This window comes from Cyanobium sp. LEGE 06113 (assembly GCF_015207615.1).
The window spans coordinates 17428-41666 of record NZ_JADEWM010000012.1; the positions used below are offsets into that span (position 1 = coordinate 17428).

The window sequence follows — 24239 nt, forward strand, 5'->3', positions numbered from 1 at the left end:
GCCGGCTGCTGGACGTGCGCCGTCGCGCTCAGAGCTGTTCAGCCGCGAGGGCCAGGGCTCCGGCGCAGGCGTCGCCAGCGGGCGTGGCGAGACTGGCCTGGGGCAGTTGGCTTTCCAGGGCCTGCTCCAGCTGCCGGCGCAGGCCTCTGAGGTGCTCCAGGGCTCCACCCATGGGCCAGATCCTGGGCTGCTCCAGGTTCAGCTCCCGGGTGATGGTGGCCGCCATCGCCGCCAGGGCCCCGGCATGGCGGCGCACGATGGCCCGGGCGGCGGCATCGCCGTCTTCGGCGCAGGCCACCACCACCGGGGCCAGCCGCGCGAACCCCGCCGGGCCGAATTCCGGCGTCACCACCAGGGCCTTGATGGCCTGGGGACTGTGGGGCTGATCCGGATCAAGGCCCAGCTCGTCCCACAGCCGCCGCCTCAGATCGCTGCCGGGCCGGCGGCCATCGGCCATCTCCAGGGACACGCCCAGCCCATCGCGGCCGATGTCCATGGCCGAGCCCATCCCATCCAGCAGCCAGCCCCAGCCGGCACAGCGGTGCTCGCGGCCCTCACGGTTGCGGCCCACGGCGATCGTGCCGGTGCCGCTGATCAGCACCAGCCCCTCCGGGGCGGTCCCCATGGCGCCGCGCAGGGCGGCGCGCTCATCGCCGGTCACCAGCAGGCGACCGTGGGGCAGCTGCAGGGCCTCGGCGGCCAGCCGGGTGCCCTCGGCCTGGATGCCGCTGCCCACTTCGATGCCGCTGGCGCCGATGCCCACCGCCGCCAGCAGGGGATGGTGGCCCGGCAGGTGCTGCTGGCGCGCTCCTGCGGGCACTGGGGCCCCGTCGCTGAGGCCGGAGGCCGCCAGGGCCAGAGCCAGACTGGTGCGCAGGGCCTGGCAGAAGGCCTCGGGACCGCCAGGCGCAGCGAGGTGGCGAACGCCGGGGCCCTCGCCCTGGGCGAGACAGGTCCAGCTGCCGCCGGGGTTGCGCTGGGCCAGCCGACAGGTGGTGTGGGTCTGGCCGGCGTCGAAGCCGGCGATCAGGGCTGGGGGTGCCATCGCCGCCTCTGCCATCGCTTCAGCCCTGCAGGCGGCGCCGCTGGCTGGCGGCAGCCAGGGTGGCCACGCTGAACCAGGCGCTGAGCTGCACCTCCGGCCGGAAGAAGATCGTGTCGGTGAGTCCCTGCACCGCCAGGCCTGCGATCACGGCCAGGGCGGCGAGGGCGGGCAGGGCGTCGTTGCCGGCCGCGTTCCAGCTGCGCAGCCCCTCCCGCAGGCTCGTGAGCACCAGGCCCACTCCCGCCAGCAGGCCTGGAATGCCCGCTTCCACGGCCAGCTCCAGGGGGATCGAGTAGGCGCTCAGGGCGTTGAACTTGGGCTGCTGGAACAGCGGGTAGATGCGGTTGAAGGCCTCGTTGCCAGGGCCGATCCCCAGCCAGGGCCGGGCCTGAATCATGTCCAGGGCGGCCAGCCACACGTTGATGCGGAAGTTGTTGGAGCTGTCCTCGCGACCCGCCACCAGGCTCATCACCCGCACCCGCAGGGGCTCCACCTGGGTCACCAGCACCACCAGCAGGGCCGTGGCCAGCAGCAGCAGCAACAGCGGAACCAGCCGCCGCCACAGCAGCGGCCAGCTGCGGGTGAGCCCCAGGGCCAACAGCAGCAGCACCACCGCCGCCTGCACCACCAGGGCCATCCAGGCGCCGCGGCTGTAGGTGAGCACCAGGGCTGCCGTGCCCAGGCCCAGGGCGCTGAGGGCGAACAGCCTGGAGGGCCAGCCCTGCCAGCGCAGCAGGGCCGCCACGGCCAGGGGCAGGATCGGCAGCAGGTAGCCGCCCAGCAGGTTGGGGTTGCCCAGGGTGCTGTAGATGCGCACCGTGCCTTCACTCACGGAGTTGGGATCGGCCCAGCGAGCCAGGGCGCTGGTGTCGGCGTAGAGCTGGCGCAGCCCGATCACCGAGGCCAGCAGCTGGCCGCCCAGCAGGGCTGCCACCAGGCGGTCCCACCAGGCAGGCGCCTGCACCAGCAGCTCCTGCATCAGGGCGTAGACGCCAGATAGCTCACCAGCTTGAGCAGCCCCTTGGTGGCCTCCACCGGCACCGGTGAGAACCCCGTGGCCAGCAGGGCTACCGCCAGGATGGCCAGGATCCAGCCATGCAGGGCGCCGATCCCCTCCGGCGGCCGGCGCAGGGCCAGCAGCAGCCACAGCAGGCCACAGGCCAGGATCAGCAGCGACATCCCCGCCCTTGTGAGGAAGGGGAGCCCCGCCAGCAGGGCGCAGAGCGTGAGACCGGCGATCGGCACCAGGCGCTGGGCCAGCGGGCCACCGCCCTGCCCCAGCAGCCCCTGCCAGCGCAGCAGCAGCGGGGGAGAGGCGGGCCGGATGGAATCAGCCACGGCGGCGATCGAGGTGTCTGGCCGGATTATGGGTGGGGGGCTGCCGTGGCCATCTCGCCCGGTTGGCGCTCCAGCAGCGGCGGCACTGGCTGGTCATTGCGCCGGTAGAGCACCCGGTAGACCGGCAGGCCCCGGTCCAGCACGAAGCGTTCCCGTTCGGTGGGCACCGGCAGCGGGTTGGTGGGGCGCCAGGGCCGCGGGTCGGCAGCGGGACGTGTGAAGCAGCCGCTCGCCTCAATCAGCGCCACCATCGGCAGCACGACCGCCTCCACATCGCTCTGGATGAACAGCTCCCGGCCCGGCAGCAGCGCACCAGCCAGGGCGTTCAGCAGGGCGGGTTGCAGCACCCGTCGCTTGTGGTGCCGGTGCTTGAACCAGGGGTCGGGGAACTGGATCGAGACGCGCTCCAGTTGCCCCGGCTGCAGCTGGGCCAGCCAGGGCCCCAGGCTCACGTTGGCGTTGGCGTAGAGGATCCGCGCCTGAGCCAGCTGAAGGGCCTCGCGCTCGGCCTCGGCGGCCTCCACCAGCGGCAGGCGGATCTCCAGGCCCAGGTAGTTGCGCTGGGGTTCGGCCTCGGCCATGGCCAGCAGAAAGCGGCCACGGGCACAGCCGATGTCGAGATGGATCGGCCAGCTGGGCTGCTCAAACAGCTCAGCTGGCGGTGGCAGCGGCCGGGGAGCCTGGTGGTAGCTGCTGAGGGGGTTGACGTGCTGACGCACCATCAGCCGCCCGCCTCCACGCGGGCGCTGGGCGCTGCGCTGTCGGCACGGGGCACCAGGAACCCCCAGCTGGCGGTGTAGCCGTGCAGATGGGTGCCGCCGGCGATCGGGCCGATCTCGCCGTTGCAGAAGGCTCCGGCCACCGGCAGGGTGCCGAAGGCTCGCGGCACAGCGTCACATCGCCATCGGCCTCGCCATAGAGCCCCTGGCCCCTGCCCAGGCAGGCGAACAGCAGGGTGGCCAGCGGCTGAGCCTGGCGGTCTCGCTGGCTGGCCAGCAGCTGGCGCAGTTCCTGGCGTGAGGCGGTGGCATCCCTGAGCTGGAACTGCACCTGCTGGCCCACCCGCATCCGCTCCGCCACCGCCACGGCGCCGTTGCGGGGATCCACCCCGATCAGATTGCGCACCAGGAAGGCCGTGGGCTCGTTGGTCTCACTGCTCTCGAGGCTGAAGCTGTTGCGGCCCACGCCGAGGAAGAGGGAGTGCTTCACCAGGTCCCGTTCCTGGGCTGAGAGGCCGATCAGGATGTCCTGCAGGGCGGCCACCGGGCTGTTGCGGCGGCTGTTCTGGCTCACCTCCAGCACCACGTTGCGCTCGGCCTGCTCCACCTCGAAGACCGGGCCGATCGGCCGGCAACCTGGGCCACCACTGGATCGATCCCCCAGGCGCCGCCGATCAGACAGCCCACCACGCCGCTGAGCACCTGATCACCGAGCAGGAGCGAGCCGTGGCGGGCGCTGTGCTGGCCGGCGATCCCACCCACCTTCACGGCAGCGGGACAGGCGTAGTCGAGGCCACTGATCAGGTCGTTGATGGCGGGGAAAGCCGGGTCGATCAGCAGCAGCATCGAGTGGGCGGCCCGGGGATCGGGATCACCCAGCAAGGCCAGCCAGGGCTCGGCTGGCCCGTCGAGATCGGGCAGGGCGTCGCCCTGGATCGCGAAGGGCTGCAGCGTCGCCCCCGGCAGCCCCAGCAGCATCAGGCTGATGCCGGGCTCCTGCTCCAGCTCGCAGCTGAGTCCGTCGGCCGGGGTGCCCACCACGCCGCCGCCGAGGCAGCCGAGCCAGTGGCTGGCCCTGAAGCGCTGTTGCAGCAGGGGCAGCAGGCGGGGCAGATCGCTGGCGTAGCTGGAGGACACGAACACCAGGGCCAGGTCGGCAGCGCCGACCCCGCGCAGCTGCTGGCTGATCTCCTGAAGACTGCCGTCCAGGGAGGCCTCTCTGGACAGGGCTGTGCGGCACCACGGGGCGTTGGGGCCGGGCCCCTGACGCGGGATCAACCAACGGGGCAGTGAGAACGCAGCCATGGGCGGACCCTATCGCCAGCAGCACATGCGGATAATGGCGCCTTACCGAACCATGCCTGTGCCGGATTCGCTGTACCGCTCCCTGGTGTGGCTGGACGTCCGTTTGGCGGTGTTGTTCACCGTGGGACTGCCGCTGGTGCTGCTGCTCTGGGCCGCCCTGCGGCGGGAGCGGGCGCTGCTGCGGCTGCTGGGGATCTATTGGAAGGTTTCGAGCCTGCTGCTGATCGCGGTGCTGCTGCTCACCGACCGCCGCCCCGCCGGGCTGCTGCTGGCGCTGATCGGCCCTTTGCTGCTGGTGGTGAGCCTCTGGCTGTGGGTGGATCTGAATGAGGAGCTCGCCGACCTGCCCCCCTGGCGGCCCCTGCCCCTGACCCTGCGCATCTGGCGCTGGTCGATCACCTTCTGGGCGCCGCTCAGTGCCCTGTTCAGTGCCACGGCCCTGGGCTGCATGGCCCCCGAGCGGCTGGGAGACGCCCGCTGCCTGGCCTGGCTGCAGGCCCCCCAGGAGCTGCATCGCCATGGGGCCGCCGTGTTCGGCTTCGTGTTCGGGGGGCAGTGGACGCCTGCCGTGGCCGCTTTCGTGGGCTATCTGGCTCTGGTGGGCTACGCCGTGGGCCTGCTGCAGTGGCTGCTGGTGCGCCTGCCGCGCCAGGGGAGGGTGGCCGGTGACTTCTGAGCTGCTGGCCCGCCTGGAAGAGCTCAGCCGCGCCCGGCCGGATCGGGTGCTGCGCCTGCGGGGCAGCCTGGAGGCCGACCCGCTGGAGCTGCTGATCTTCCGGGGTTTCTCCTGCAGCACCACCCACCCCACGGCCTTCGATCCCGACCAGCCCGTGCTGCCGGCCGCCGCCAGCCTGGAGTCGGCTGAGCTGCTCCAGGGTCCTCTGACCCCAGGCTCAGAAGTGGTGCTGGCCGGGCCGCTGCCCGCCAGCACCTTTCTGGAGCCCCAGGCCTGGCTCTGAGACGCGCCGGCCCTGGGCCCGCTCAGCTCAGGGCGGTCACACAGCGGCCGCAGAGGCTTGGGTGGGCGCTGTACTGGCCGATGTCCTGGGTGTAGTGCCAGCAGCGCTCGCACTTCTGGCCTTCGGCGCGGGCAATCGCCACGCTGATGCCCTGCTCCTGGTCCGCGGCCAGAACGGTGTCGAAGGGGCTGCCGCCGCGCTGCAGGGAGGACACCAGCAGCCAGTCGGCCAGGTTGTCCACCTCGGGGCAGGGGCTCGCCTCCAGCCAGGCCAGGGCCTGGCGCAGGGGGGCGGCGTCGCTGCCGAGTTCCAGGTGCACCTGAGCCTCCAGCGAGGCCCCCAGGCCGTCAGCGCCTCCCTTGGACTCGGGCCCCTTGCCGCCCTGCTTGCGGCAGCTCTCCAGCTGGCGGTTGACCAGGGCACGCAGGGCCAGGATCTGGTCCATGGGCTCCTCCAGGGCCGGCTGGCGCCAGCTGGCCGGCGCCGTGGGCCAGCCCCGCTCGAACACCGAGGCCTCCGCCACGGCATAGGGCAGGTTCTGCCAGATGTCTTCAGCCATGTGGCACAGCACCGGGGCGATCAGGCCGGCCAGCCGCTCCACCACCAGGCTCAGCACCGTCTGGCAACTGCGGCGCCGGAACGAGCCTGCCGCGCTCACGTAGAGCCGGTCCTTGGCGATGTCGAGGTACACGTTCGAGAGATCCACCACGCAGAAGTTCTGCAGGGCCTGGAAGAAGCGATAGAACTCGAAGCGCTCGAAATCGGCGGTCACCGCATCGATCAGTGAGGCCGTGCGCTGCAGCATCCAGCGATCCAGCAGGGGCAGCGCGTCGTAGGCCACCGCGTCACCTCCGGCCGTGGCGGGCCGCGGGTCGAAATCGTGCAGGTTGCCCAGCAGATAGCGGGCCGTGTTGCGCACTTTGCGGTACACGTCGGCGAGTTGCTTGACGATGCCTGGGCCCAGCGGCACGTCGGCGGAGTAATCCACCGAGCTCACCCACAGGCGCAGCACATCGGCGCCATAGGCCGGCTCCTGCTTTTCATTCCTGCCGCCCTCCACCAGCACGGTGGGATCCACCACGTTGCCCAGGGATTTGCTCATCTTGCGGCCCTTCTCATCGAGGGTGAAGCCGTGGGTGAGCACCCGCCGGTAGGGGGCTGTGCCGTTCACCGCCACGGAGGTGAGCAGGCTGCTCTGGAACCAGCCCCGGTGCTGGTCGCTGCCTTCCAGGTAGAGATCGGCGGGATAGGTGAGCTCCGGGGCCCTCGCCTGGCTGCCGTCCAGGCCGCCCAGCACGCCGGCCCAGGAGGAGCCGGAATCGAACCACACGTCCATGGTGTCGGTGCCCTTGCGCCACTCGGCCGCTTCGGCGGCATAGGCGGGTGGCAGCAGCTCGGCTTCATCGCGCTGCCACCATGCGTCGGCGCCGTGCTCGGCGATCAGGGCCTCGATGTGGGCAAGGGTGTCGGCGTTGAGCAGCACGTCGCCCCGCTGGCGGTGGAAGAACACCGGAATCGGCACCCCCCAGGTGCGCTGGCGCGAGATGCACCAGTCGCCCCGCTCACCCACCATCGCCTCGATCCGGTTGCGGCCGCTGGCGGGCAGCCACTCCACTGCGGCGATCGCCTCAAGGGCCTGGCTGCGGAACCCCTCCACGGAGGCGAACCACTGTTCAGTGGCCCGGAAGATGGTGGGTTTCTTGGTGCGCCAGTCGTAGGGGTAGCGGTGCGCGTAGCGCTCCTGCTTGAGCAGCAGGCCGCTCTGCTCCAGGGCCGCCAGGATGGCGGGGTTGGCGTCCTTGAGCACGTTGGTGCCCGCGAACGGCCCCGCCTCGGCCGTGAGGGTGCCGGCCTCGTCCACCGGACAGAGCACCGGCAGGCCGTATTTGCGGCCGGTGTTGAAGTCGTCCACGCCATGGCCGGGGGCCGTGTGCACCAGGCCGGTGCCGGCCTCGGTGGTGATGTAGTCGCCGCCGAGCAGCACGGGGCTGGTGCGCTCCAGCAGGGGATGGCGGTAGCGCACACCCTCCAGCTCGGCCCCCTTGAGCTGCAGCAGGGGCGCCAGGCCCAGGCCGAGGCTGGTCTCCAGCTGCTCCCGCAGGGCGCTGGCCACCACCAGATGGCTGGCCCCCGCAGCAGGCCCGCTCGCCTCCCCGGCCGGCTGGCTCACCGCGCACACCGTGTAGTCGAGCCGGCCATTCACGGACACCGCCAGGTTGGCCGGCAGGGTCCAGGGGGTGGTGGTCCAGATCGCCACCGCCAGGCCGCCGGGGGCGGTGGCGGCCCCGGCGGCAAGCCCCGCCTCGCTCAGGTGTGCCGCCAGGGAGGGCGGCAGTTCCACCACCGGAAAGGCCACATAGGCGCTTGGCGAGGTGTGGCCCTCGGGGTAGTCCAGTTCGGCTTCGGCCAGGGCGGTGCGGGAGCTGGGGCTCCAGTGCACCGGCTTCAGGCCCCGGTAGATGTGGCCGGCCAGCACCATCTGGCCGAACACCCGGATCTGGGCCGCCTCATAGCTCTTCTGCAGGGTGAGGTAGGGCTGCTGCCAGTCGGCCCAGATGCCCCAGCGCTGGAAGCCGCGCTTCTGACCCTCCACCTGTTCGAGGGCATAGGCGTGGGCCTTCTGCCGCAGGCTCAGCGGCGTCAGGGCGGCCCGCTCGGCGCTGCTGAGCGCCTGCAGCACCTTCAGCTCGATCGGCAGCCATGGCAGTCCCAGCCGGGGATGAAGCGCGCCCGACGGCCCTGCAGCAGGGCTGTCTTGTTGATGATGTCCTTGAGGATCTTGTTGAGGGCGTGGCCCACATGCAGGGCCCCGTTGGCGTAGGGGGGGCCGTCGTGGAGGGTGAAGGTCTCACCGGGGTTGTTGCGGCTGAGGCGCTCGTAGAGCTGGGTTTCGGCCCAGAAGGCCTGGATCTCCGGCTCGCGCTGCTTGGCGTTGGCCCGCATCGCAAACGCCGTCTGCAGCAGGTTGAGCGTGTCCTTGTAGGAGGCAGGCGCGGAGCTGGCGGTCACGGCGCCTCGGGCAACAAAGGGGGATTATCCCGTTTCGCCTGGAGCGAGCGGAGGGTCTGCGGGGGGGCGCGGGCTGGTCTGAGGGTCTTCTGGGGATTCGGCTGGGGCCGCGTCCGGGGGGCCTTCCAGCTCCTGCAGCAAGTCCTCGACACCATCGAGGCCGTCGACCACCACCACGTCGGCCGGGGGATCTGAGGCCTCGGCGGCGGCGGCTGGCGCCGAATCTTCAGCGTCTTGAACCACCTCTGGCGTGCAGGCAGCCCCAGGCCCGCTCGTTTCTGCCTTCTCGGCCTCCTCTTCGCTCGGCGCCGCCTCGGCTTGCTGCGTGCCCCCGACCGCTTCAGTGGCGCCTTCGACGGCTGCCGCGTCAGCCCGCTCAGGCCTCTCAGCCGCCAGGTTCGCCGCAGGAACCTCGCTCACCTGATCCACGCCCTCTGGCTGCTCCTGAGGGGGCTCAGCGGCCTGGTCAGGCTGGCTGGGGCCGGTCTCAAGCCGTACCCAACGCTTGGTGGTCTGGCGAGGCTGCCGCATCTGGCGCATCCACCCCAGCACTCCAGCCCCCAGGCCGCCGGCCAGCTCCAGCAGCCGGGCCAGGCTGGCGCCCAGTTCCGCCAGGCTCTTCTGCCAGCGTTCCGTTGACCACAAGCGCTGCTGCTCCTCAGGCGTCAGCTGGCGCCAGCGGGCTTGTCCCACCTCCAGGCCCAGCCGGCCCACCAGCAGTCCACCGCAGAGCACGGCCAGCATGGGCGCTCCCCTCAGCCGCTCGGCGCTGGTCACCAGCACCAGGCCCAGCAGGAGCACCACGCCGCCCCAGAGCGAGTCCCTGGGACGGCTCAGCTCTGAGGCCAGCACGGGTAGCAGCAGCACGGTGAGCCCGAGCATCAGGGCCAGGGCTCCCCCCAGGGTCGCAAGCATGGCTTCGGGGCAAGAGTCCCCATTCTGAGCCGACCCCTTGGCGGGGGCCTGCGGTTGGGATCCGGGATCGCGGCCCTGCTTACAGTTCCTCTACCAGCCCACCTGGCGGAATTTGGTAGACGCGCTGGGTTTAGGTTCCAGTGGCTTTGGTCGTGGGGGTTCAAGTCCCCCGGTGGGCATCAACCTTTTCTTAAGTTGCAGGCCATCTGAATTGCTTCGCGGCCCGTCCCAGCCCATGACCCAGGCTCCCGCCGCAGAGCGCCACCTGGCTGTGGGCACGCTCGGTCGGTCACCGTCCAGCTCCGTTCCCCGGCAGTACCTCGATGCTCCGGCCGCCTGGAATCCCACGGTGGGACTCTTCCTGGGTGGCTTTGCCCTGGCGGGGCTGACGATCTGGGGCTGGTTCGTGGGGCAGTGGCCCCTTGGCGTGCTGCTGATCACCGGCTTTCTGGCCCTGCACCTAGAGGGCACCGTGATCCACGACGCCTGCCATAACGCGGCCCACCCCAGCCGCTTCTGGAATGCCGTGATGGGCCATGGGGCGGCCCTGCTGCTGGGCTTCAGCTTCCCGGTGTTCACCCGGGTGCATCTGCAGCACCACGCCCATGTGAACGACCCGAAGCACGATCCCGATCACATCGTGAGCACCTTCGGGCCTCTGTGGCTGATTGCGCCGCGATTCTTCTACCACGAGTTGTTCTTCTTTCGCCGCCGCCTGTGGCGACGCTATGAATTGCTGGAGTGGGGAATTGCTCGTGCCGTCTTCTTCTCGATTGTATTGGCGGGCGCCAAATTTGGATTCATGCCGTTCATCTTCAACTGCTGGTTCGCGCCGGCGCTGATGGTGGGTGTCACCCTGGGGCTGTTCTTTGACTACCTGCCCCACAGGCCCTTCCAGTCGCGTAACCGCTGGCACAACGCCCGGGTGTACCCCGGCAGGCTGATGAACTGGCTGATCATGGGCCAGAACTATCACCTGATCCATCATCTCTGGCCCTCCATCCCCTGGTTTGAATACGAGCCCGCATACCACGCCACCAAGCACATCCTGGATGCGAAGGGATCCCCGCAGCGCCTGGGCTTGTTTGAAACCCGTGCAGACGCTCTCAACTTCCTCTACGACATCCTGCTGGGGGTGCGCAGCCACCGCAAGCGCCGCAGCAAGCTGCGCCCCCTCGCCGCCCTGATGCCCACCCGCCATGCCCGGCGTCGCGTGCTTGAGGTGCTGCACCGCACAGCTGTTTCGCCCGTGCGTTGACTCTGGTCCCTTGGGATAACTGAAGGTGTCTTATCAGCCGCTAAGGATGGATCGCAAAGCGATTGTCTTGATCCAGCCCTAGGGCCCGGTGGATGGGGCGGCTGATCACGCGGTCCATCAGGTCGAACCCGCTGCCCAGGTCGATGCCGACACCGCCGTTCTGTTTGATGAACGTGCAGTAGATCTCAGACCATGGTCCGGCGCCGACCAGGCAGAGCGCACCGCCAAGCTCCTGGGGTAACTGGCTATGAACCTGGTCAAGAAACTTCGGGCTCTTGAGAGGTCTTTTGCCCGATGGTGTGGAAGCGGAACGCCCCACTTCGATCAGCTCAAGATGCTTCTCCGGCCAGCGCTGCTGTAGTCGTACGACCAGCTCAATACGGTTGGTGATCAACAGCACCCTCTGGGCTGCGGAGATCAGTACGTCCAGCCCCTCCAGGATGGCGAGATAGAGGTGGGCTGAGGCGATCGTCTTCCCCTTCAGGTCAGAGCTGGCTGCCAGCTTCAGCATCGCGTCGGCGGCCCTGCTGACGCCCAACGTGCCGCGAGGATCGGCGTTGATCTGCCGTGCAACAACGACGCGCTCGATCTGGCTTGAGCTTCGCTGCGCTTGTGGTGCAGAGCGGCCCCACCAGAAACCTCTCACACCCACAACGTCGGCGCTGGCAATGGAGAGCTGCATCAACTCCCTGAGACAGAGGAGCCAGAGATCATTGGCGTTGAAGCGATCAGCCTGGCCCTCGATGATGGCTCTGGCGATCAGGCGATCCAGCTGGGGAGTGCCTGAATAGCGCAGGTAGGTGAGCAGATTGGCTTCCCCATCGCCGATTCTCACCACGGAATAGGGAATCTGAGCGTCAAGAGCGGCCCTGATCATGGCCACAAGCTCGGGGGAGTCTGGCTCCTGCACAAGCCCGAGGCCGTGGCAGCGATAGGTCTCGATCACCTTCTCAGGGGGGAAGGCTGCCCGGTGAGCCACGACAAAGTCCGTGGCGATGGCGAGCTCCTCCGCCGGTATGGTGCTGATCATGGCTCCAAGGGTCGCCTCCCCTCTCGATCAGCCCGCCAGGATCTGGGGCACCCGGAAGAAATCGCCCTCCCGCTGCGGCGCCAGATCCAGCAGCTCCTCCCGCACAGGCGTGGGCGACACCGCATCCTCACGGGTGACATTCACCACTTCCACGGCCCGGGTGGTGGCAGGAACCCCTTCGGTGTCCACAGCTTCCAGGTGGGCCACGTACTCGAGGATGCGCTCGAGCTGGGCGGTGTAGGTGGTGATCTTCTCTTCCGGCAGGGCCAGCCGGGCCAGCTGGGCCACCTTGCGCACGTCATCGGTGGTGATCTGGCTCATGCGGCGCTCCGATCCGGCAGGGGTGCTGAGCTCTGAAACTAGCTGTCGGTTGCCAGGAAGCGCTCCAGATCGGCGCTGAGGGCGGTGGCGGCCAGTTCCAGGAACTCCTGTCCATGCTCTGGGCTGGCCAGGAATGGGTCGGAGCCCATGCGGCCGTCGGGGTGGCGGCGCCGGAAGTCGGCGGGGCCGTGGATCGGCCCGGCGGGAGCCGCCTCCGGCAGGGGGCGCTGCTTGCTCTCCAGGCTGGGCTCGAGGTGCAGGGTCAGGGCGATCTCACTGGGGGTGGCGTGATGGCCCTCCCGATCGCCATACAGCTCCCGTGCCTTCTGGAACACCGGGGCCGCCATGAACCAGTTGGCCATGCGGCAGCGCAGCCGCTCCGCCCCCGGCAGCCCCCGGCCTGCCGCCGTGGCGTAGGCCTGGGCGAAGGCGGCCTTGCCGGTGGCGATGTTGCCGCCGTGGCCATTGACCACGAAGATCCGCTCGAAGCCATGGCCCGCCAGCGAGAGCACGATGTCGTGCAGCACGGCGATCAGGGTGCTGGGCTGGAGGCTCACCGTGCCGGCGAAGCCCAGATGGTGTTCCGCCATGCCGAAGGCCTGAGCGGGCGTCACCAGCACGCCCGTGCGGCGGCCCACCTCCAGGGCCACCGCTTCAGCTGTGAGGGCATCGGTGCCGATCGCGCCCGTGGGGCCGTGCTGCTCGGTGGAGCCCAGCGGCACGATCACGCCGCGGCAGCGCTCCAGGTAGGTCTCCACCTCCGGCCAACTGCGCAGTTGCAGGCGGATCGCCTCAACACTGGTGGAGCCGGCCTTGGAGGCGGCGGCGGCGGGCGAGGTCACAGGCAGAACAGAGCTGGCTTCATCCTGGCGGGGTCATGGTGAACAGCGGGACTCCGGCCTCCTCTGCCTAGAGTTGAGAAGCGCTGCGCCGCCAAGCCCATGCTGCACCGCAAGCTCTCCCAGTTCTGTGCTGAACAACGGCCCGTGTGGGTGTTCCTGCGCGATCAGCAGCGCTGGATCGAGGAGGCCCTGATCACCGAAATCGAAGGCGATCTGGTCACCCTCCACTACGACGCCGAGGAGGACGACGAGACCCACAGCTGGGAGGAGAGCGTGCGTCTGGACTCGATCGGAGCCGTGAGCACACGCCTGTCGTATGTGAGCCGCAGTGGCATGGATGACCTGCCCACCGCTGAAGACTGCCCGGAGGCCGAACGGCTCAGCAGCTGATCGCAGCGGCTGAGCCGTTCGGCTGATCAGTGGGCGGTGCCGTTGCCGTCGTAGGCATCGGTGTCGTAGTAGCCGCCCTTGGTGCCGAAGAACAGGGTGGAGAGGCAGAACAGGCCACTGGTGAGCAGCAGCACGGTGGCCAGCGTGAAACCGGAGGAGTCCATGGCGAAGCGGGAAGAGTGGGCTGAGCTTGCCACCAGTGTGCTCCCTGCCACCTTCTTTGGCAGGCCCGCCGAGCAGGTGGCCCCGGAATTGGTGGGCTGCTGGCTGATCCGGCGGCTGCAGACGGGCGAGCAGCTGCGCGGCCTGATCGTGGAAACGGAGGCCTATGCCCAGCAGGAGCCGGCCTGCCATGGGTCCCGCCGCCGCTCGCCCCAGAACGAGACGCTGTTCGGGGAGCCCGGCCGGTTTTACGTGTATCTCACCTACGGCATCCATCACTGCGTGAATCTGGTGACCGGCTGCCTCGATGAGGCCAGCGGAGTGCTGCTGCGGGCGGTGCAGATCCCCGATGAGCCGGCCCGGGTGGCGGCCGGCCCAGGACTGCTGGCCAGGCGCTTCGGCATCGATCGCCGCCATGACGGCTTGCCGGCGCGGCCTGACTCGGGCCTCTGGCTGGCACCGCGCCTGCTGCCGCCTGGGATGGATGGCAAGCTCACCCAGACCACGCGCGTCGGCATCAGTCAGGCCCAGGAGCTGCCCTGGCGCTGGTACCTGCGCTCCAGCCCCTGTGTCAGCCGCCGGGCCCGCGGCGACCGCCTGGTGCGCCCGGGGGCAGGCCTCTAGGTTGAGGGTGTTTGCGCCTCCCGGGATTGGGCAGCTGGGCTCATCGCCATGTCATTGATCTGGCGGCCTTCTCGCTGGACGATCTGGCCATGGTTCTGGAGTTGGCCCAACGCTTCCGCGCCATGCCGGTCAGCGGCGCCCGCAAGCTGCCGGCGCTGCAGGGGCGTCTGATGACCAGCCTGTTCTTCGAGCCCAGCACCCGCACCCGCAGCAGCTTCGAGCTGGCGGCAAGACGCCTCTCGGCCGATGTGCAGAGCTTCTCGCCGTCATCGAGCTCCCTGGCCAAGGGGGAGAGCCTGCTGGACACGGCCCGCACCTACGTGGCCATGGGGGCCGACGTGCTGGTGGTGCGGCATCACTGCGCTGGCATCCCGCAGCGGCTGGCGGAAGACCTCGATCAAGCCGGTGAGCGGGTCGCGGTGCTCAATGCCGGCGATGGCCTGCACAGCCACCCCAGCCAGGCCCTGCTCGACCTCTTCACCCTGGCGCGCCACTTCAATCCCCTCGCCCCCACGCCCGAGAGCCTGCGGGGCCGGCGCATCGTGATCGTGGGGGATGTGCTCCATTCCCGGGTGGCCCGCTCCAACCTCTGGGCCCTCACCGCCTGTGGCGCCGAGGTGGTGCTGTGCGGGCCGGCCACCCTGCTGCCGGAGAGCTTTGCGGCCTTCGTGGCGGCTCCACCGCCCGGCCAGGCCAGCGATCCGGTGCAGGAGCGGGGCGGCGTCACGGTGCTGCGCGACCTCGACGCCGCCCTCGACGGCGCCGACGCCGTGATGACCCTGCGACTGCAGAAGGAGCGCATGCGCAGCCACCTGCTCACCAGCCTGGACTCCTACCACCGGGCCTATGGCCTCAGCCACGAGCGTCTCAGGCGCTGCGGCCGTGCCGTGCCCGTGCTCCATCCGGGGCCGGTGAACCGCGGCGTGGAGATGGCCTCGGCTCTGCTGGATGACCCCGCCGTGTGTGCGGTGGAGGAACAGGTGCGCAACGGCATCCCTGTGCGGATGGCGCTGCTCTATCTGCTGGCCACGGAGGCCATGGCCGCGCCTGGTCTCACAACAGCTTGAAGCCGTCGAGCAGCAGTCCGTAGAGCAGGCCGACGCGCCCCATGTCCAGCAGCTGGAGTCCGAGGCGCTGATCGGCCTGGCGGAGCAGGGGCCCCCGGGCCCGGATCGCCAGCTCGATCACCAACACGCAGATCACCGCGCCAACGGGGTCGATCTGGGAGAGCTGACCGCTGATCGAAGCCACCACGCCGCCGATCGAAAAGCTCATCAGCAGCACGATCAGCTGCAACGACAGCCGGCGCCATGGATTGGTGGCCCAGCGCTGCAGGCGACCGCTGGCCTGGGCGATGCTCAGCTGGAAGCGGGTCTGCTGGAAGCGGGGCTGCTGAGCGGGCCGCTGCTGGAGGTTGGCCACGGATGGGTCGGAGACTCAGCAGCAAGGGGGAGGCAGGACGGTTGAGCTGGCGATCCCCATCACCCGGCCCGGTCCTGCCTTCCATGGTCTACACCATCTCTGGAGCCTTGACAGCCCCTTGACGCTACTGATAGGGGATTCCAATAAAAAAGCCCGTGGCCTGGGGCCCGGGCGGGGTGATGGGGACCCCGTCAGCAAAGCGATTGATGCTGGCCTGATCAAGGGGCCTGGGTCGTTTGACGGAGCGTCCATTGACACCCTTGACGCCAGGGTTGGGGCGGCGCAGAGCGGGACTCAGCTGTCGCTTTCCTTCTTGCGGGATGACTTGCCCTCCAGCAACTCCAGCAGCGCCTCCATCTGGGCCATCACTCCGCGCACTTCACCGGCTTCCGGCAGGAGACCATCCTCCATCACGCCCTGATGCATCTCGCGGAGCTCCTGGCGGATGTAGCGCAGGTGGCTCACCACCTGTTCGCGCTTCGACTGCGACATGGATGGGCAGAAACTGTCACGTCTCTTTTACAACATCGCCGGTTGCGTATCGATCAGGGCCCGGATCAGCGCCGGGATCACTTCTGGCCGAACCGGGCCCGGGCCTCGGCGTAGAAGGCCCCATCCACCTGCTCAAGGCCAGCTTCAGCGGCCATGGCCTCAACGCGCCTGCGCACGGCAGGCCGCACAAAAAGGGCACTTCCTTCAGGGCGGCCTCGGCCTCAGCGGTCCAGGTCGTGGGAGCTGGCATCGTCAGTACGGCCTGCGGTCAAGCCGGATCGCTGCACCGGCCTCAGAATGGAGAATAGGGGACTCGAACCCCTGACCTCTGCGGTGCGATCGCAGCGCTCTACCAGCTGAGCTAATTCCCCTCAGGGGGCCATTATCGCCCCAGCCCTTCCGCCTGCCAGCCGCTCCGCCATCTCCCCATCGCCATCTCCCCCTCGCCATGGCCTCCTTGTCTGAGTCGATCACTCCGGAGCGGCTTGCCGCCTTTGACGAGGCCATGACCGCCGTGCTGGCCCAGCGCCTGGACGAAGACGATTACCCCACCCCCTTCGACGGCCTCTCGGACTGGCACCTGATGCGGGCCCTGGCGATCCACCGGCCCGAGCTGGCGCGCCCCTACGTGCACCTGGTGGACCAGGAGCCCTTTGATGAGGACTGAGGGGCAGGGCCTGCTCCAGCCCCACCTCGCCCCCTCCTCAACGCCGCCTGCCGATCCCCTCTGCGGGCGGCGCATCCTGGTGGGCATCAGCGGCAGCATCGCGGCGGTGAAGCTGCCGCTGCTGGTGAGCGCCCTGGTGCAGCGGGGGGCCGAGGTGCGCTGTGTGCTCACGCCCAGCGCCGAGCGCCTGGTGAGCGCAGCATCCCTGGCCTGTCTCAGCCGCCAGCCCTGCTGCCTGGAGGCCGACCAGTGGAGCCACCGGGCGCCCCGTCCCCTGCATGTGGAGCTGGCGGAGTGGGCGGAGCTGGTGCTGCTGGCTCCCCTCAGCGCCACCACCCTGGCCCGCTGGGTGCATGGCCTTGGCGACACCCTGCTGGCCAGCACCCTGCTGGCCTGCGAGGCGCCGGTGCTGGCGGCCGCCGCCATGAACACCTCCATGTGGGCCTCGCCCGGGGTACGGGCCAACTGGCAGGCCCTGCAGAGCTTCCCCACCGTGCTGCCCCTGGGGCCTGAGTCCGGACTGCTGGCCTGCGACCGCCAGGGCCAGGGCCGCATGGCCGACCCCGAGCTGCTGCTTCTGGCGCTGGAATCCCTCGCCCTCTGGGGTCCGAAGCGCGACTGGCAGGGCCGTGGCCTGCTGGTGAGTGCCGGCCCCACCCGCGAGCCCCTGGATCCGGCTCGCTGCCTCACCAATCCGAGCACGGGCCGCATGGGCGTGCTGCTGGCCCAGGCGGCCCGGCTGCGGGGGGCACGGGTGGAGCTGGTGCATGGTCCGCTGGCGCTGCCGGCCGGCTGGCTCGAGGGGCTCAACGCTGAGGCGGTGCTCACGGCGGCTGAGATGCGCCAGGCCTTGCTGGCCCGTCAGCCGGGGGTTCAGGCCGTGGCGATGGTGGCGGCCGTGGCCGACCATCGCCGCAGCCAGCCCCTGGACACCAAGCTGGACAAGCAGGCCCTGGAGCAGGCCCTCGCCAGCGGTTGGGAGCCGGTGCCGGATCTGCTGGCCGAACTGGTGCACGGCAGGCCGCGGGGGCAGCGCATTCTCGGCTTCGCGGCCCAGACGGGCGATGTGCTCCCCCAGGCCCGGGTCAAGTTCGCGCGCAAGGGCTGCGATCTTCTGTTCGCCAACCCCATCGATCAGCCCCAGGCGGGCTTCGGCGGGCACAGCACCAGTGGCTGGTTGCTTGGCCCAGGCGATCAGGTGGGCGTGTTGCCAACGGCCCGCAAGCTGGCCGTGGCCCACCACCTGCTCTCGGCCCTGGCCGCCTGAGCCGGGCCCAACGGGGCAGTTCAGGCGGCCAGGGACTCTTCTTCTGCGGCGTCGACCTGCAGCAGATCGATGAATGTGCGCAGCTGCAGCCGGGGGATGTAGGGCCAACCGCCGCTCTGTTCCATGCGGCGCAGCAGGTTGAACAGCTGGTTGCGGTCGGCGGGGAGGCTGCTCCGGAAGGCCCCGTCCTGAATGCTGCGATGCAGCATCTCAAGCTGGCGCAGCAGGTCGAGCAGCTGCTGCGGATCGCCTCGGAGCTCCTCGGCCAGGCTGGCGGTCTGGCTGAGCAGGCTGTCGAGCCGCTGCTGGCGCCCGTCCGTGAGCGTGGATGGCTGCTGGGCTGGCGGGGTCGTGGTCTGTGGTGTGGTGATCGGAACCTTCGGCTCTCGCATACAGGTTGTTGAGAGCCGCGACATCGTACGGGGAATCAGGGTTTTGCACCGGTAGGATCCGCCCCGGCCCAGTTACTGCCCACTCTCTGCGGCGTTCTCCCCATGCGTTTTCGTCCTCTGCTGGCCCTCGCGCTGGCGCTGTGTCTGACCCTGGTGACCGCTTGCAGCGGTGGGGCCAAGGCCGTGGATCGCGCCAATCTCACCTACGAAGACATCCACAACACCGGCCTGGCCAACGACTGCCCCTCCCTGCCCGAATCGGCCCGCGGTTCGATCCCCCTGGATTCCGGCACCGCCTACCAGCTCAGGGAGATCTGCATGCACCCCGCCGAGGTGTTCGTGAAGGGCGAACCCGCCAACAAGCGCCAGGAGGCCCAGTTCGTCGCCGGCAAGATCCTCACCCGCTTCACCACCAGCCTGGATCAGGTCTATGGCGACCTGACCGTCAGCGGTGACTCCCTCAACTTCAAGGAGCAGGGCGGTCTCGATTTCCAGATCGTCACCGTGTTGCTGCCCGGCGGTGAGGAGGTGCCCTTCGTGTTCTCCAGCAAGCAGCTCAAGGCCACGGCCGACGGCGCCGCCATCAGCACCAGCACGGACTTCACCGGCACCTACCGGGTGCCCAGCTACCGCACCTCCAACTTCCTGGATCCCAAGTCGCGCGGGCTCACCACCGGCGTGGACTACACCCAGGGCCTGGTGGGCCTCGGCGCCGACGGTGATGGCCTGGAGCGCGAGAACATCAAGAGCTACGTGGACGGCGCCGGCTCGATGGAGCTGGCGATCACCCGGGTGGATGCCAGCACCGGTGAGTTCGCCGGTGTGTTCACCGCCCTGCAGCCCTCCGACACCGACATGGGCTCCAAGGATCCCCTTGACGTGAAGATCACCGGTGAGGTCTACGGCCGTCTGGAGCAGGCCTGATCCGGCCTGCCCGCGCCCGGGCTCGCTCCAATCCACGCGACTGGGGGCCTGCGGGCCCCTTTTTTTGTGCAGACCGGCGGCCACAACCCCGGGCCTGGGCCCATCTGGGAGAATCTGTGCCCATCAACGCCGTCGTTCCGATGACCTCCTCCACCCTGGCTGGCCTGATCGCGCCCCACGGAGGCACCCTGGTGGATCTGATGGTGCCCGGGGGGGAGCAGGAGGCCGTGCGGGCCGGGGTGGATCGGGTGCTCGAGTGCAGCGATCGCAACGCCTGCGACGTGGAGCTGCTGGTGGTGGGCGGCTTCTCGCCCCTGCGGGGCTTCATGCACCAGGAGGACTACGACGCGGTGGTGGCCGGTCATCGCACCACCAGCGGCCTGCTGTTCGGTCTGCCGATCGTTTTCGACACCGATGAGCAGAGCGTGGCCGTCGGCGAGCGGCTGCTGCTCACCTACAAGGGCCAGGACCTGGCCGTGCTCACGGTGGGGAGCAAGTGGGAACCCGACAAGGCCCGCGAAGCCCAGGGCTGTTACGGCACCACCTCGATCGAGCACCCTGCCGTGCGCATGATCAGCGGCGAGCGCGGCCGCTTCTACCTCGGTGGCCGGCTGCAGGGGCTGGCGTTGCCCCAGCGGGTGTTCCCCTGCAAGACCCCGGCCGAGGTGCGTGCCACCCTGCCGGAGGGTCAGAGCGTGGTGGCCTTCCAGTGCCGCAACCCCATCCACCGCGCCCACTACGAACTGTTCACCCGGGCCCTGGAGGCCAGCAATGTGAGCGAGCAGGCGGCGGTGCTCGTGCACCCCACCTGCGGCCCCACCCAGGACGACGACATCGCCGGTGCCGTGCGCTTCCAGACCTATGAGCGCCTCGCCGCTGAGGTGAACAACCCCCGCATCCGCTGGGCCTACCTGCCCTACTCGATGCACATGGCGGGCCCCCGCGAGGCCCTGCAGCACATGATCATCCGCAAGAATTACGGCTGCACCCACTTCATCATCGGCCGGGACATGGCCGGCTGTAAGTCGAGCCTCAGCGGCAGCGATTTCTACGGCCCCTACCAGGCCCAGGACTTCGCCCGTGACAACGCCTCCGAACTGGGCATGGAGACGGTGCCCTCCCTCAACCTCGTGTACACCGAGGAGGAGGGCTATGTGACAGCGGAGCACGCCGAGGCCCGGGGGCTGCACATCCGCAAGCTGAGCGGCACCCAGTTCCGTCAGATGCTGAGGGGCGGCGAGGAGATCCCGGAATGGTTCGCCTTCCGTAGTGTGGTGGAGGTGCTGCGGGCTGCGGCCTGAGGCGCCGGCGCAACAGGCGGCTCACCGCCGGTTAACATTCCGTTACTAAATCTCTCAGCTGAGGCGAGGCCTTGAACAAACGCTGGCGCAACGCGGGGCTGTACGTGCTCCTGGTGGTCGTGGTGATTGCCGTGGGCACCGCCTTCCTCGACCGACCCGACCCGGCCAACGCGCCGCGCACCTTGCGCTACAGCGACTTCGTCGAAGCCGTTCAGGACAACGAAGTGTCCCGGGTGCTGATCGCCCCCGACCGCGGCACCGCCCAGGTGGTGGAGAACGATGGCCGCCGCGCCGTGGTCAACCTGGCCCCCGACAAGGACCTGCTGAAGCTGCTCACGGACCACAACGTGGACATCGCGGTGCAGCCGAGCCGCGAGCCGGCCGCCTGGCAGCAGGCCGCCGGCAGCCTCATCTTCCCGCTGCTGCTGCTGGGGGGGCTGTTCTTCCTGCTGCGGCGCGCCCAGGGGGGTGGAGGCAACCCGGCCATGAGCTTCGGCAAGAGCAAGGCACGGGTGCAGATGGAGCCCCAGACCCAGGTGACCTTCGGCGATGTGGCCGGCATCGAGGGCGCCAAGCTGGAGCTCACCGAAGTGGTGGACTTCCTCAAGAATCCTGATCGCTTCACCGCCGTCGGCGCCAAGATCCCCAAGGGCGTGTTGCTGGTGGGCCCCCCCGGCACCGGCAAGACGCTCCTGGCCAAGGCCGTGGCCGGCGAGGCCGGGGTGCCCTTCTTCTCGATCTCCGGTTCGGAATTCGTGGAGATGTTTGTGGGCGTCGGTGCCAGCCGGGTGCGGGATCTGTTTGAGCAGGCCAAGAAGAGCGCTCCCTGCATCGTCTTCATCGATGAGATCGACGCTGTGGGCCGTCAGCGGGGCGCTGGCCTCGGCGGCGGCAACGACGAGCGGGAGCAGACCCTCAACCAGCTGCTCACCGAGATGGATGGCTTCGAGGGCAACACCGGGATCATCATCGTGGCGGCCACCAACCGCCCCGACGTGCTGGATGCCGCGCTGCTGCGCCCAGGGCGCTTCGACCGCCAGGTGGTGGTGGACCGGCCCGATTACAGCGGTCGCCTCCAGATCCTGGAGGTGCACGCCCGCGGCAAGACCCTGGCGAAGGATGTGGACCTCGACAAAGTGGCCCGCCGTACCCCTGGCTTCACCGGTGCCGATCTGGCCAACCTGCTGAATGAGGCCGCCATTCTCGCGGCCCGACGCCAGCTCACCGAGGTGGCGATGGATGAGGTCAACGATGCGATCGAGCGGGTGATGGCCGGTCCGGAGAAGAAAGACCGGGTGATGAGCGAGAAGCGCAAGCGGCTGGTGGCGTATCACGAGTCAGGCCATGCCCTGGTGGGGGCCCTGATGCCCGATTACGACCCCGTGCAGAAGATCTCGATCATTCCTCGCGGTCAGGCCGGTGGCCTCACCTTCTTCACCCCCAGTGAGGAGCGCATGGAATCGGGGCTCTATTCCAGGGCCTATCTGCAGAACCAGATGGCCGTGGCCCTGGGCGGTCGCGTGGCCGAGGAACTGGTCTACGGCGACGATGAAGTCACCACCGGCGCCTCCAACGACCTGCAGCAGGTGGCCCGGGTGGCGCGCCAGATGGTCACCCGCTTCGGCATGAGTGAGCGCATCGGTCCGGTGGCCCTGGGCCGTAGCCAGGGCGGCATGTTCCTCGGCCGCGACATCGCCGCCGAGCGCGACTTCTCCGAAGACACCGCGGCCACCATCGATGAGGAGGTGAGCCAGCTGGTGGAAGACGCCTACCGCCGGGCCACCGAGGTGCTCAGCAACAACCGGGCCGTGCTCGATCAGCTGGCTGAACTTCTGGTGGAGAAGGAAACCGTGGATGCTGAGCAGCTCCAGGAGCTGCTGCTGCAGAGCGATGTGCGGGTGGCTGAGTACGTCTGAGCCCCCTTTGGTTGACCAGGCCGGTTGATCGCGATCGCCTCCTTCCCACCGTTTCTCGATGCGCTGCGCCGCCAGCCCCTGCTGGTGGTGCTTCGTGCTGAGCAGCCCCGCCAGCTCGAGCCGGCCCTGGCAGCCCTGGATGCCATGGGGTTGGTCCACGTGGAGATCAGCTGGCAGCCCCATCCCGACTGGGCCATCCAGTGCCGGGCGCTCCAGCAGGCCCATCCGCGCTTGCGGCTGGGGGCGGCGTCGCTCTGCAGCCCGGAGGCGATTCGGGCCACGGCTGCTGCGGGTCTGGGCTACGGGGTGTCACCCGTGCTGATTCCGGAGCTCTGGCACGAGGCCTGCCGCCTGGACCTGGCCCTCGTGCCGGGTGTGTTCACGCCCACCGAGGTGATGCAGGCCAGGCAGCTGGGCTGCCCGGCCGTGAAGCTGTTCCCGGCTGCCAGCTTGGGCTCCCACTACTGGAGCCGCCTGCGCCGGCCCCTGGGAGCCCTGCCGTTCTGCATCGCGGCCGGCGGTCTGGCCCCCCACGACGTGCGGCCCTGGCTGCAGGCTGGCGTCGATGCCGTGGCCCTGGGTGGCAGCCTCGACCGGAGCGGCGCCATGGCCGAGCTGAAGGCCCTGATCAGCGAGCTGCGCTCCCGCTGAGCCCCTTCACCACAGGCTGCACTGCCCCTGCTGGCGCAGCAGATGGTCGGCCAGCACCAGGGCCACCATCGCCTCCACCATCGGTACGGCCCTCGGCAGCACGCAGGGGTCGTGGCGCCCCTTGGCGGCCAGGGTGGTGGCGGCACCGCTGGCATCGATGGTCTGTTGCTGCTTGCGGATCGTGGCGGTGGGCTTGAAGGCCACCCGGATCACGATCATTTCGCCGTTGCTGATGCCACCCTGGATGCCGCCTGAATTGTTGGTGGCGGTGTGCAGGCTGCCGTCGTCCGTGGGCAGGAAGGCGTCGTTGTGCTCGCTGCCCATCAGCAGGGTGCCGGCGAAGCCGGAGCCGATTTCGAAGCCCTTGGTGGCCGGCAGCGACATCACCGCCTTGGCCAGATCCGCCTCCAGCTTGTCGAACACGGGCATGCCCAGCCCCACCGGCGGCCGCCGCACCACGCACTCGATCACACCACCGCAGGAATCGCCCTCCCGGCCGATCGCCTCGATCCGCTCCACCATCTGCTCGGCGGCTTCGGGGTCGGGGCAGCGCACGATGGTCGCCTCCACATCCTCGAGGCTCACGCTGGCCGGGTCGATCTCATGCGCCTCAATGGTGTGGATCCGCTTCACCCAGGCCAGCACTTCAGTGCCGCAAGCCCTGGCCAGCAGTTGTTTGGCGATGGCGCCGGCCGCCACGCGAGCGATGGTTTCCCGGGCTGAGGCGCGGCCGCCGCCGCTGCGGGCCTGGATGCCGTACTTGGCCTGGTAGGTGGCGTCGGCGTGCGAGGGGCGGAAGGCCACCGCCATCTCCTTGTAATCCCCGGGGCGCTGGTCCTTGTTGCGCACCACCATGGCGATGGGCGTGCCGAGGGTCTGGCCGTCCAGCAGGCCGCTGAGAATCTCGACGCGGTCGTCTTCCTTGCGGGGGGTGGTGATCTTGCTCTGGCCCGGTTTGCGCCGATCGAGATCCCGCTGGATGTCCTCCACGGCGAGCGCCAGCCGCGGCGGGCAGCCATCCACGATCACCCCCACGCCACCGCCGTGGGATTCGCCGAAGCTGCTGATGCGAAAGAGCTGGCCGAAGCTGCTGCCCATGGCTGCCACACAGTGCTGCGAGCGTAGGGGCTGGGCCTTGGCGGCCGCTTGGCACGGTGGTTGAGAGGTGAAACCATCAAAAAGCCCCCCTGCTGAGAGGGGGGCTGGGGGGATTCCGTCAGGTCTGGAGCTGAAGAGGGCTGAAGCCTCAGCCGATCGCCGGGGCGGTCAGAGCCACGGGGGTGGCTTCAG

At 69.2% G+C, this 24239-nt stretch carries 23 protein-coding genes, 2 tRNA genes and 3 pseudogenes; 13 read left to right on the top strand and 15 right to left on the bottom strand.

Annotated elements, in window-relative coordinates; all coding sequences use genetic code 11:
* Positions 1–28: 28 nt before the first annotated feature.
* The 4 genes and pseudogenes from IQ220_RS14640 to IQ220_RS14655 all read right to left on the bottom strand — a co-directional run bounded on the left by IQ220_RS14640 (position 29) and on the right by IQ220_RS14655 (position 4407).
* Positions 29–1045 carry a BadF/BadG/BcrA/BcrD ATPase family protein gene (locus IQ220_RS14640; RefSeq protein WP_228009282.1) on the bottom strand — a complete coding sequence of 339 codons (1017 nt, stop codon included), beginning with the start codon at positions 1043–1045 and terminating at the stop codon, positions 29–31.
* Positions 1046–1064: 19 nt separating this feature from the next.
* Positions 1065–2383: pseudogene (locus IQ220_RS14645) on the bottom strand (IctB family putative bicarbonate transporter).
* Between the two features lie 26 nt (positions 2384–2409).
* Positions 2410–3102 (bottom strand): tRNA (guanosine(46)-N7)-methyltransferase TrmB, encoded by a 693-nt coding sequence (gene trmB, locus IQ220_RS14650; RefSeq protein ID WP_193916161.1) that lies wholly within the window; start codon positions 3100–3102, stop codon positions 2410–2412.
* Between the two features lie 2 nt (positions 3103–3104).
* Positions 3105–4407, bottom strand: a pseudogene (locus tag IQ220_RS14655) (FIST N-terminal domain-containing protein).
* Positions 4408–4465: 58 nt separating this feature from the next.
* Here IQ220_RS14655 and IQ220_RS14660 point away from each other — a divergent pair.
* Both IQ220_RS14660 and IQ220_RS14665 read left to right on the top strand, forming a co-directional pair.
* Positions 4466–5083: a DUF3177 family protein gene (locus tag IQ220_RS14660; RefSeq protein ID WP_186697362.1), complete on the top strand. Its 618-nt coding sequence runs from the start codon at positions 4466–4468 to the stop codon at positions 5081–5083.
* Positions 5073–5366: a hypothetical protein gene (locus IQ220_RS14665; protein WP_186697361.1), complete on the top strand. Its 294-nt coding sequence runs from the start codon at positions 5073–5075 to the stop codon at positions 5364–5366. Before IQ220_RS14660 ends, IQ220_RS14665 begins: the two co-directional genes overlap by 11 nt.
* A 22-nt stretch (positions 5367–5388) precedes the next feature.
* Here IQ220_RS14665 and ileS read toward each other — a convergent pair.
* Positions 5389–8309, bottom strand: a pseudogene (gene ileS / locus IQ220_RS14670) (isoleucine--tRNA ligase).
* Between the two features lie 90 nt (positions 8310–8399).
* On the bottom strand, positions 8400–9290 hold the full coding sequence (locus tag IQ220_RS14675; RefSeq protein ID WP_193916128.1) for a Ycf66 family protein: 891 nt from the start codon (positions 9288–9290) through the stop codon (positions 8400–8402).
* 96 nt (positions 9291–9386) lie between these two features.
* On the opposite strand from IQ220_RS14675, the gene IQ220_RS14680 reads away from it, so the two are divergent.
* Positions 9387–9469: transfer RNA gene (locus IQ220_RS14680), tRNA-Leu, on the top strand.
* A gap of 56 nt (positions 9470–9525) precedes the next feature.
* A complete protein-coding gene (crtR, locus tag IQ220_RS14685) occupies positions 9526–10548 on the top strand; it encodes a beta-carotene hydroxylase (protein ID WP_228009285.1) in 1023 nt (340 codons plus the stop codon).
* 40 nt (positions 10549–10588) lie between these two features.
* Here the strand turns inward: crtR and IQ220_RS14690 are convergent, their stop codons facing one another.
* The 3 genes from IQ220_RS14690 to IQ220_RS14700 are packed head-to-tail and all read right to left on the bottom strand — an operon-like array spanning position 10589 to position 12741.
* Positions 10589–11578, bottom strand: a complete 990-nt coding sequence (locus IQ220_RS14690) for a hypothetical protein (RefSeq protein WP_193916131.1) — start codon at positions 11576–11578, stop codon at positions 10589–10591.
* 27 nt (positions 11579–11605) lie between these two features.
* Positions 11606–11899: an Asp-tRNA(Asn)/Glu-tRNA(Gln) amidotransferase subunit GatC gene (gatC, locus tag IQ220_RS14695; protein ID WP_193815336.1), complete on the bottom strand. Its 294-nt coding sequence runs from the start codon at positions 11897–11899 to the stop codon at positions 11606–11608.
* Positions 11900–11937: 38 nt separating this feature from the next.
* Positions 11938–12741 carry a creatininase family protein gene (locus tag IQ220_RS14700; RefSeq protein ID WP_370566511.1) on the bottom strand — a complete coding sequence of 268 codons (804 nt, stop codon included), beginning with the start codon at positions 12739–12741 and terminating at the stop codon, positions 11938–11940.
* A 99-nt stretch (positions 12742–12840) separates the two neighbouring features.
* On the opposite strand from IQ220_RS14700, the gene IQ220_RS14705 reads away from it, so the two are divergent.
* A complete protein-coding gene (locus IQ220_RS14705; RefSeq protein ID WP_186697356.1) occupies positions 12841–13131 on the top strand; it encodes a DUF6679 family protein in 291 nt (96 codons plus the stop codon).
* Positions 13132–13157: 26 nt separating this feature from the next.
* Here IQ220_RS14705 and IQ220_RS14710 read toward each other — a convergent pair whose 3' ends face one another.
* On the bottom strand, positions 13158–13295 hold the full coding sequence (locus tag IQ220_RS14710) for a hypothetical protein (protein ID WP_186697355.1): 138 nt from the start codon (positions 13293–13295) through the stop codon (positions 13158–13160).
* Between IQ220_RS14710 and IQ220_RS14715 the strand changes: the two genes are divergently transcribed.
* Both IQ220_RS14715 and IQ220_RS14720 read left to right on the top strand, forming a co-directional pair.
* Positions 13294–13917 (top strand): DNA-3-methyladenine glycosylase, encoded by a 624-nt coding sequence (locus tag IQ220_RS14715; RefSeq protein WP_193916134.1) that lies wholly within the window; start codon positions 13294–13296, stop codon positions 13915–13917. The genes IQ220_RS14710 and IQ220_RS14715 overlap by 2 nt on opposite strands.
* Before the next feature lie 26 nt (positions 13918–13943).
* Positions 13944–14984 (top strand): aspartate carbamoyltransferase catalytic subunit, encoded by a 1041-nt coding sequence (locus tag IQ220_RS14720; protein ID WP_186697353.1) that lies wholly within the window; start codon positions 13944–13946, stop codon positions 14982–14984.
* On the opposite strand, the gene IQ220_RS14725 is transcribed toward IQ220_RS14720, so the two are convergent.
* The 3 genes from IQ220_RS14725 to IQ220_RS14740 form a co-directional block, all read right to left on the bottom strand.
* On the bottom strand, positions 14971–15339 hold the full coding sequence (locus tag IQ220_RS14725; protein ID WP_186697352.1) for a DUF565 domain-containing protein: 369 nt from the start codon (positions 15337–15339) through the stop codon (positions 14971–14973). The genes IQ220_RS14720 and IQ220_RS14725 overlap by 14 nt on opposite strands.
* A 294-nt stretch (positions 15340–15633) precedes the next feature.
* A complete protein-coding gene (locus tag IQ220_RS14730) occupies positions 15634–15831 on the bottom strand; it encodes a hypothetical protein (RefSeq protein WP_186697351.1) in 198 nt (65 codons plus the stop codon).
* Between the two features lie 298 nt (positions 15832–16129).
* Positions 16130–16202 (bottom strand) — tRNA-Ala (locus IQ220_RS14740).
* 77 nt (positions 16203–16279) lie between these two features.
* Between IQ220_RS14740 and IQ220_RS14745 the strand changes: the two genes are divergently transcribed.
* Positions 16280–16498 (top strand): DUF2555 domain-containing protein, encoded by a 219-nt coding sequence (locus IQ220_RS14745; protein ID WP_186697349.1) that lies wholly within the window; start codon positions 16280–16282, stop codon positions 16496–16498.
* Positions 16488–17765 carry a bifunctional phosphopantothenoylcysteine decarboxylase/phosphopantothenate--cysteine ligase CoaBC gene (coaBC, locus tag IQ220_RS14750; RefSeq protein WP_193916137.1) on the top strand — a complete coding sequence of 426 codons (1278 nt, stop codon included), beginning with the start codon at positions 16488–16490 and terminating at the stop codon, positions 17763–17765. Before IQ220_RS14745 ends, coaBC begins: the two co-directional genes overlap by 11 nt.
* A 20-nt stretch (positions 17766–17785) precedes the next feature.
* Here coaBC and IQ220_RS14755 read toward each other — a convergent pair whose 3' ends face one another.
* On the bottom strand, positions 17786–18157 hold the full coding sequence (locus IQ220_RS14755) for a hypothetical protein (protein ID WP_228009286.1): 372 nt from the start codon (positions 18155–18157) through the stop codon (positions 17786–17788).
* Between the two features lie 102 nt (positions 18158–18259).
* Between IQ220_RS14755 and psbO the strand changes: the two genes are divergently transcribed.
* The 4 genes from psbO to IQ220_RS14775 all read left to right on the top strand — a co-directional run bounded on the left by psbO (position 18260) and on the right by IQ220_RS14775 (position 22949).
* Positions 18260–19081: a photosystem II manganese-stabilizing polypeptide gene (psbO, locus tag IQ220_RS14760; RefSeq protein WP_186697347.1), complete on the top strand. Its 822-nt coding sequence runs from the start codon at positions 18260–18262 to the stop codon at positions 19079–19081.
* Positions 19082–19221: 140 nt separating this feature from the next.
* Positions 19222–20382 carry a sulfate adenylyltransferase gene (gene sat / locus IQ220_RS14765; protein ID WP_193916140.1) on the top strand — a complete coding sequence of 387 codons (1161 nt, stop codon included), beginning with the start codon at positions 19222–19224 and terminating at the stop codon, positions 20380–20382.
* A gap of 71 nt (positions 20383–20453) precedes the next feature.
* Positions 20454–22298: an ATP-dependent zinc metalloprotease FtsH3 gene (gene ftsH3, locus IQ220_RS14770; protein WP_186697345.1), complete on the top strand. Its 1845-nt coding sequence runs from the start codon at positions 20454–20456 to the stop codon at positions 22296–22298.
* A 24-nt stretch (positions 22299–22322) separates the two neighbouring features.
* Complete coding sequence (locus IQ220_RS14775; RefSeq protein WP_228009287.1) at positions 22323–22949, top strand: bifunctional 4-hydroxy-2-oxoglutarate aldolase/2-dehydro-3-deoxy-phosphogluconate aldolase; 627 nt, start codon at positions 22323–22325, stop codon at positions 22947–22949.
* Positions 22950–22955: 6 nt separating this feature from the next.
* Here the strand turns inward: IQ220_RS14775 and aroC are convergent, their stop codons facing one another.
* Positions 22956–24047 (bottom strand): chorismate synthase, encoded by a 1092-nt coding sequence (aroC, locus tag IQ220_RS14780; protein ID WP_193916155.1) that lies wholly within the window; start codon positions 24045–24047, stop codon positions 22956–22958.
* Between the last annotated feature and the right edge of the window lie 192 nt (positions 24048–24239).

Coding starts and splice junctions, on each gene's coding strand:
- psbO (WP_186697347.1), top strand. CDS start 18,260: ATGCGTTTTCGTCCTCTGCTGGCCCTCGCGCTGGCGCTGTGTCTGACC.
- IQ220_RS14690 (WP_193916131.1), bottom strand. CDS start 11,578: ATGATCAGCACCATACCGGCGGAGGAGCTCGCCATCGCCACGGACTTT.
- IQ220_RS14705 (WP_186697356.1), top strand. CDS start 12,841: ATGCTGCACCGCAAGCTCTCCCAGTTCTGTGCTGAACAACGGCCCGTG.
- gatC (WP_193815336.1), bottom strand. CDS start 11,899: ATGAGCCAGATCACCACCGATGACGTGCGCAAGGTGGCCCAGCTGGCC.
- IQ220_RS14755 (WP_228009286.1), bottom strand. CDS start 18,157: ATGCGAGAGCCGAAGGTTCCGATCACCACACCACAGACCACGACCCCG.
- sat (WP_193916140.1), top strand. CDS start 19,222: ATGACCTCCTCCACCCTGGCTGGCCTGATCGCGCCCCACGGAGGCACC.
- IQ220_RS14745 (WP_186697349.1), top strand. CDS start 16,280: ATGGCCTCCTTGTCTGAGTCGATCACTCCGGAGCGGCTTGCCGCCTTT.
- IQ220_RS14730 (WP_186697351.1), bottom strand. CDS start 15,831: ATGTCGCAGTCGAAGCGCGAACAGGTGGTGAGCCACCTGCGCTACATC.
- aroC (WP_193916155.1), bottom strand. CDS start 24,047: ATGGGCAGCAGCTTCGGCCAGCTCTTTCGCATCAGCAGCTTCGGCGAA.
- coaBC (WP_193916137.1), top strand. CDS start 16,488: ATGAGGACTGAGGGGCAGGGCCTGCTCCAGCCCCACCTCGCCCCCTCC.
- IQ220_RS14715 (WP_193916134.1), top strand. CDS start 13,294: ATGGCGAAGCGGGAAGAGTGGGCTGAGCTTGCCACCAGTGTGCTCCCT.
- IQ220_RS14640 (WP_228009282.1), bottom strand. CDS start 1,045: ATGGCACCCCCAGCCCTGATCGCCGGCTTCGACGCCGGCCAGACCCAC.
- IQ220_RS14710 (WP_186697355.1), bottom strand. CDS start 13,295: ATGGACTCCTCCGGTTTCACGCTGGCCACCGTGCTGCTGCTCACCAGT.
- IQ220_RS14675 (WP_193916128.1), bottom strand. CDS start 9,290: ATGCTTGCGACCCTGGGGGGAGCCCTGGCCCTGATGCTCGGGCTCACC.
- crtR (WP_228009285.1), top strand. CDS start 9,526: ATGACCCAGGCTCCCGCCGCAGAGCGCCACCTGGCTGTGGGCACGCTC.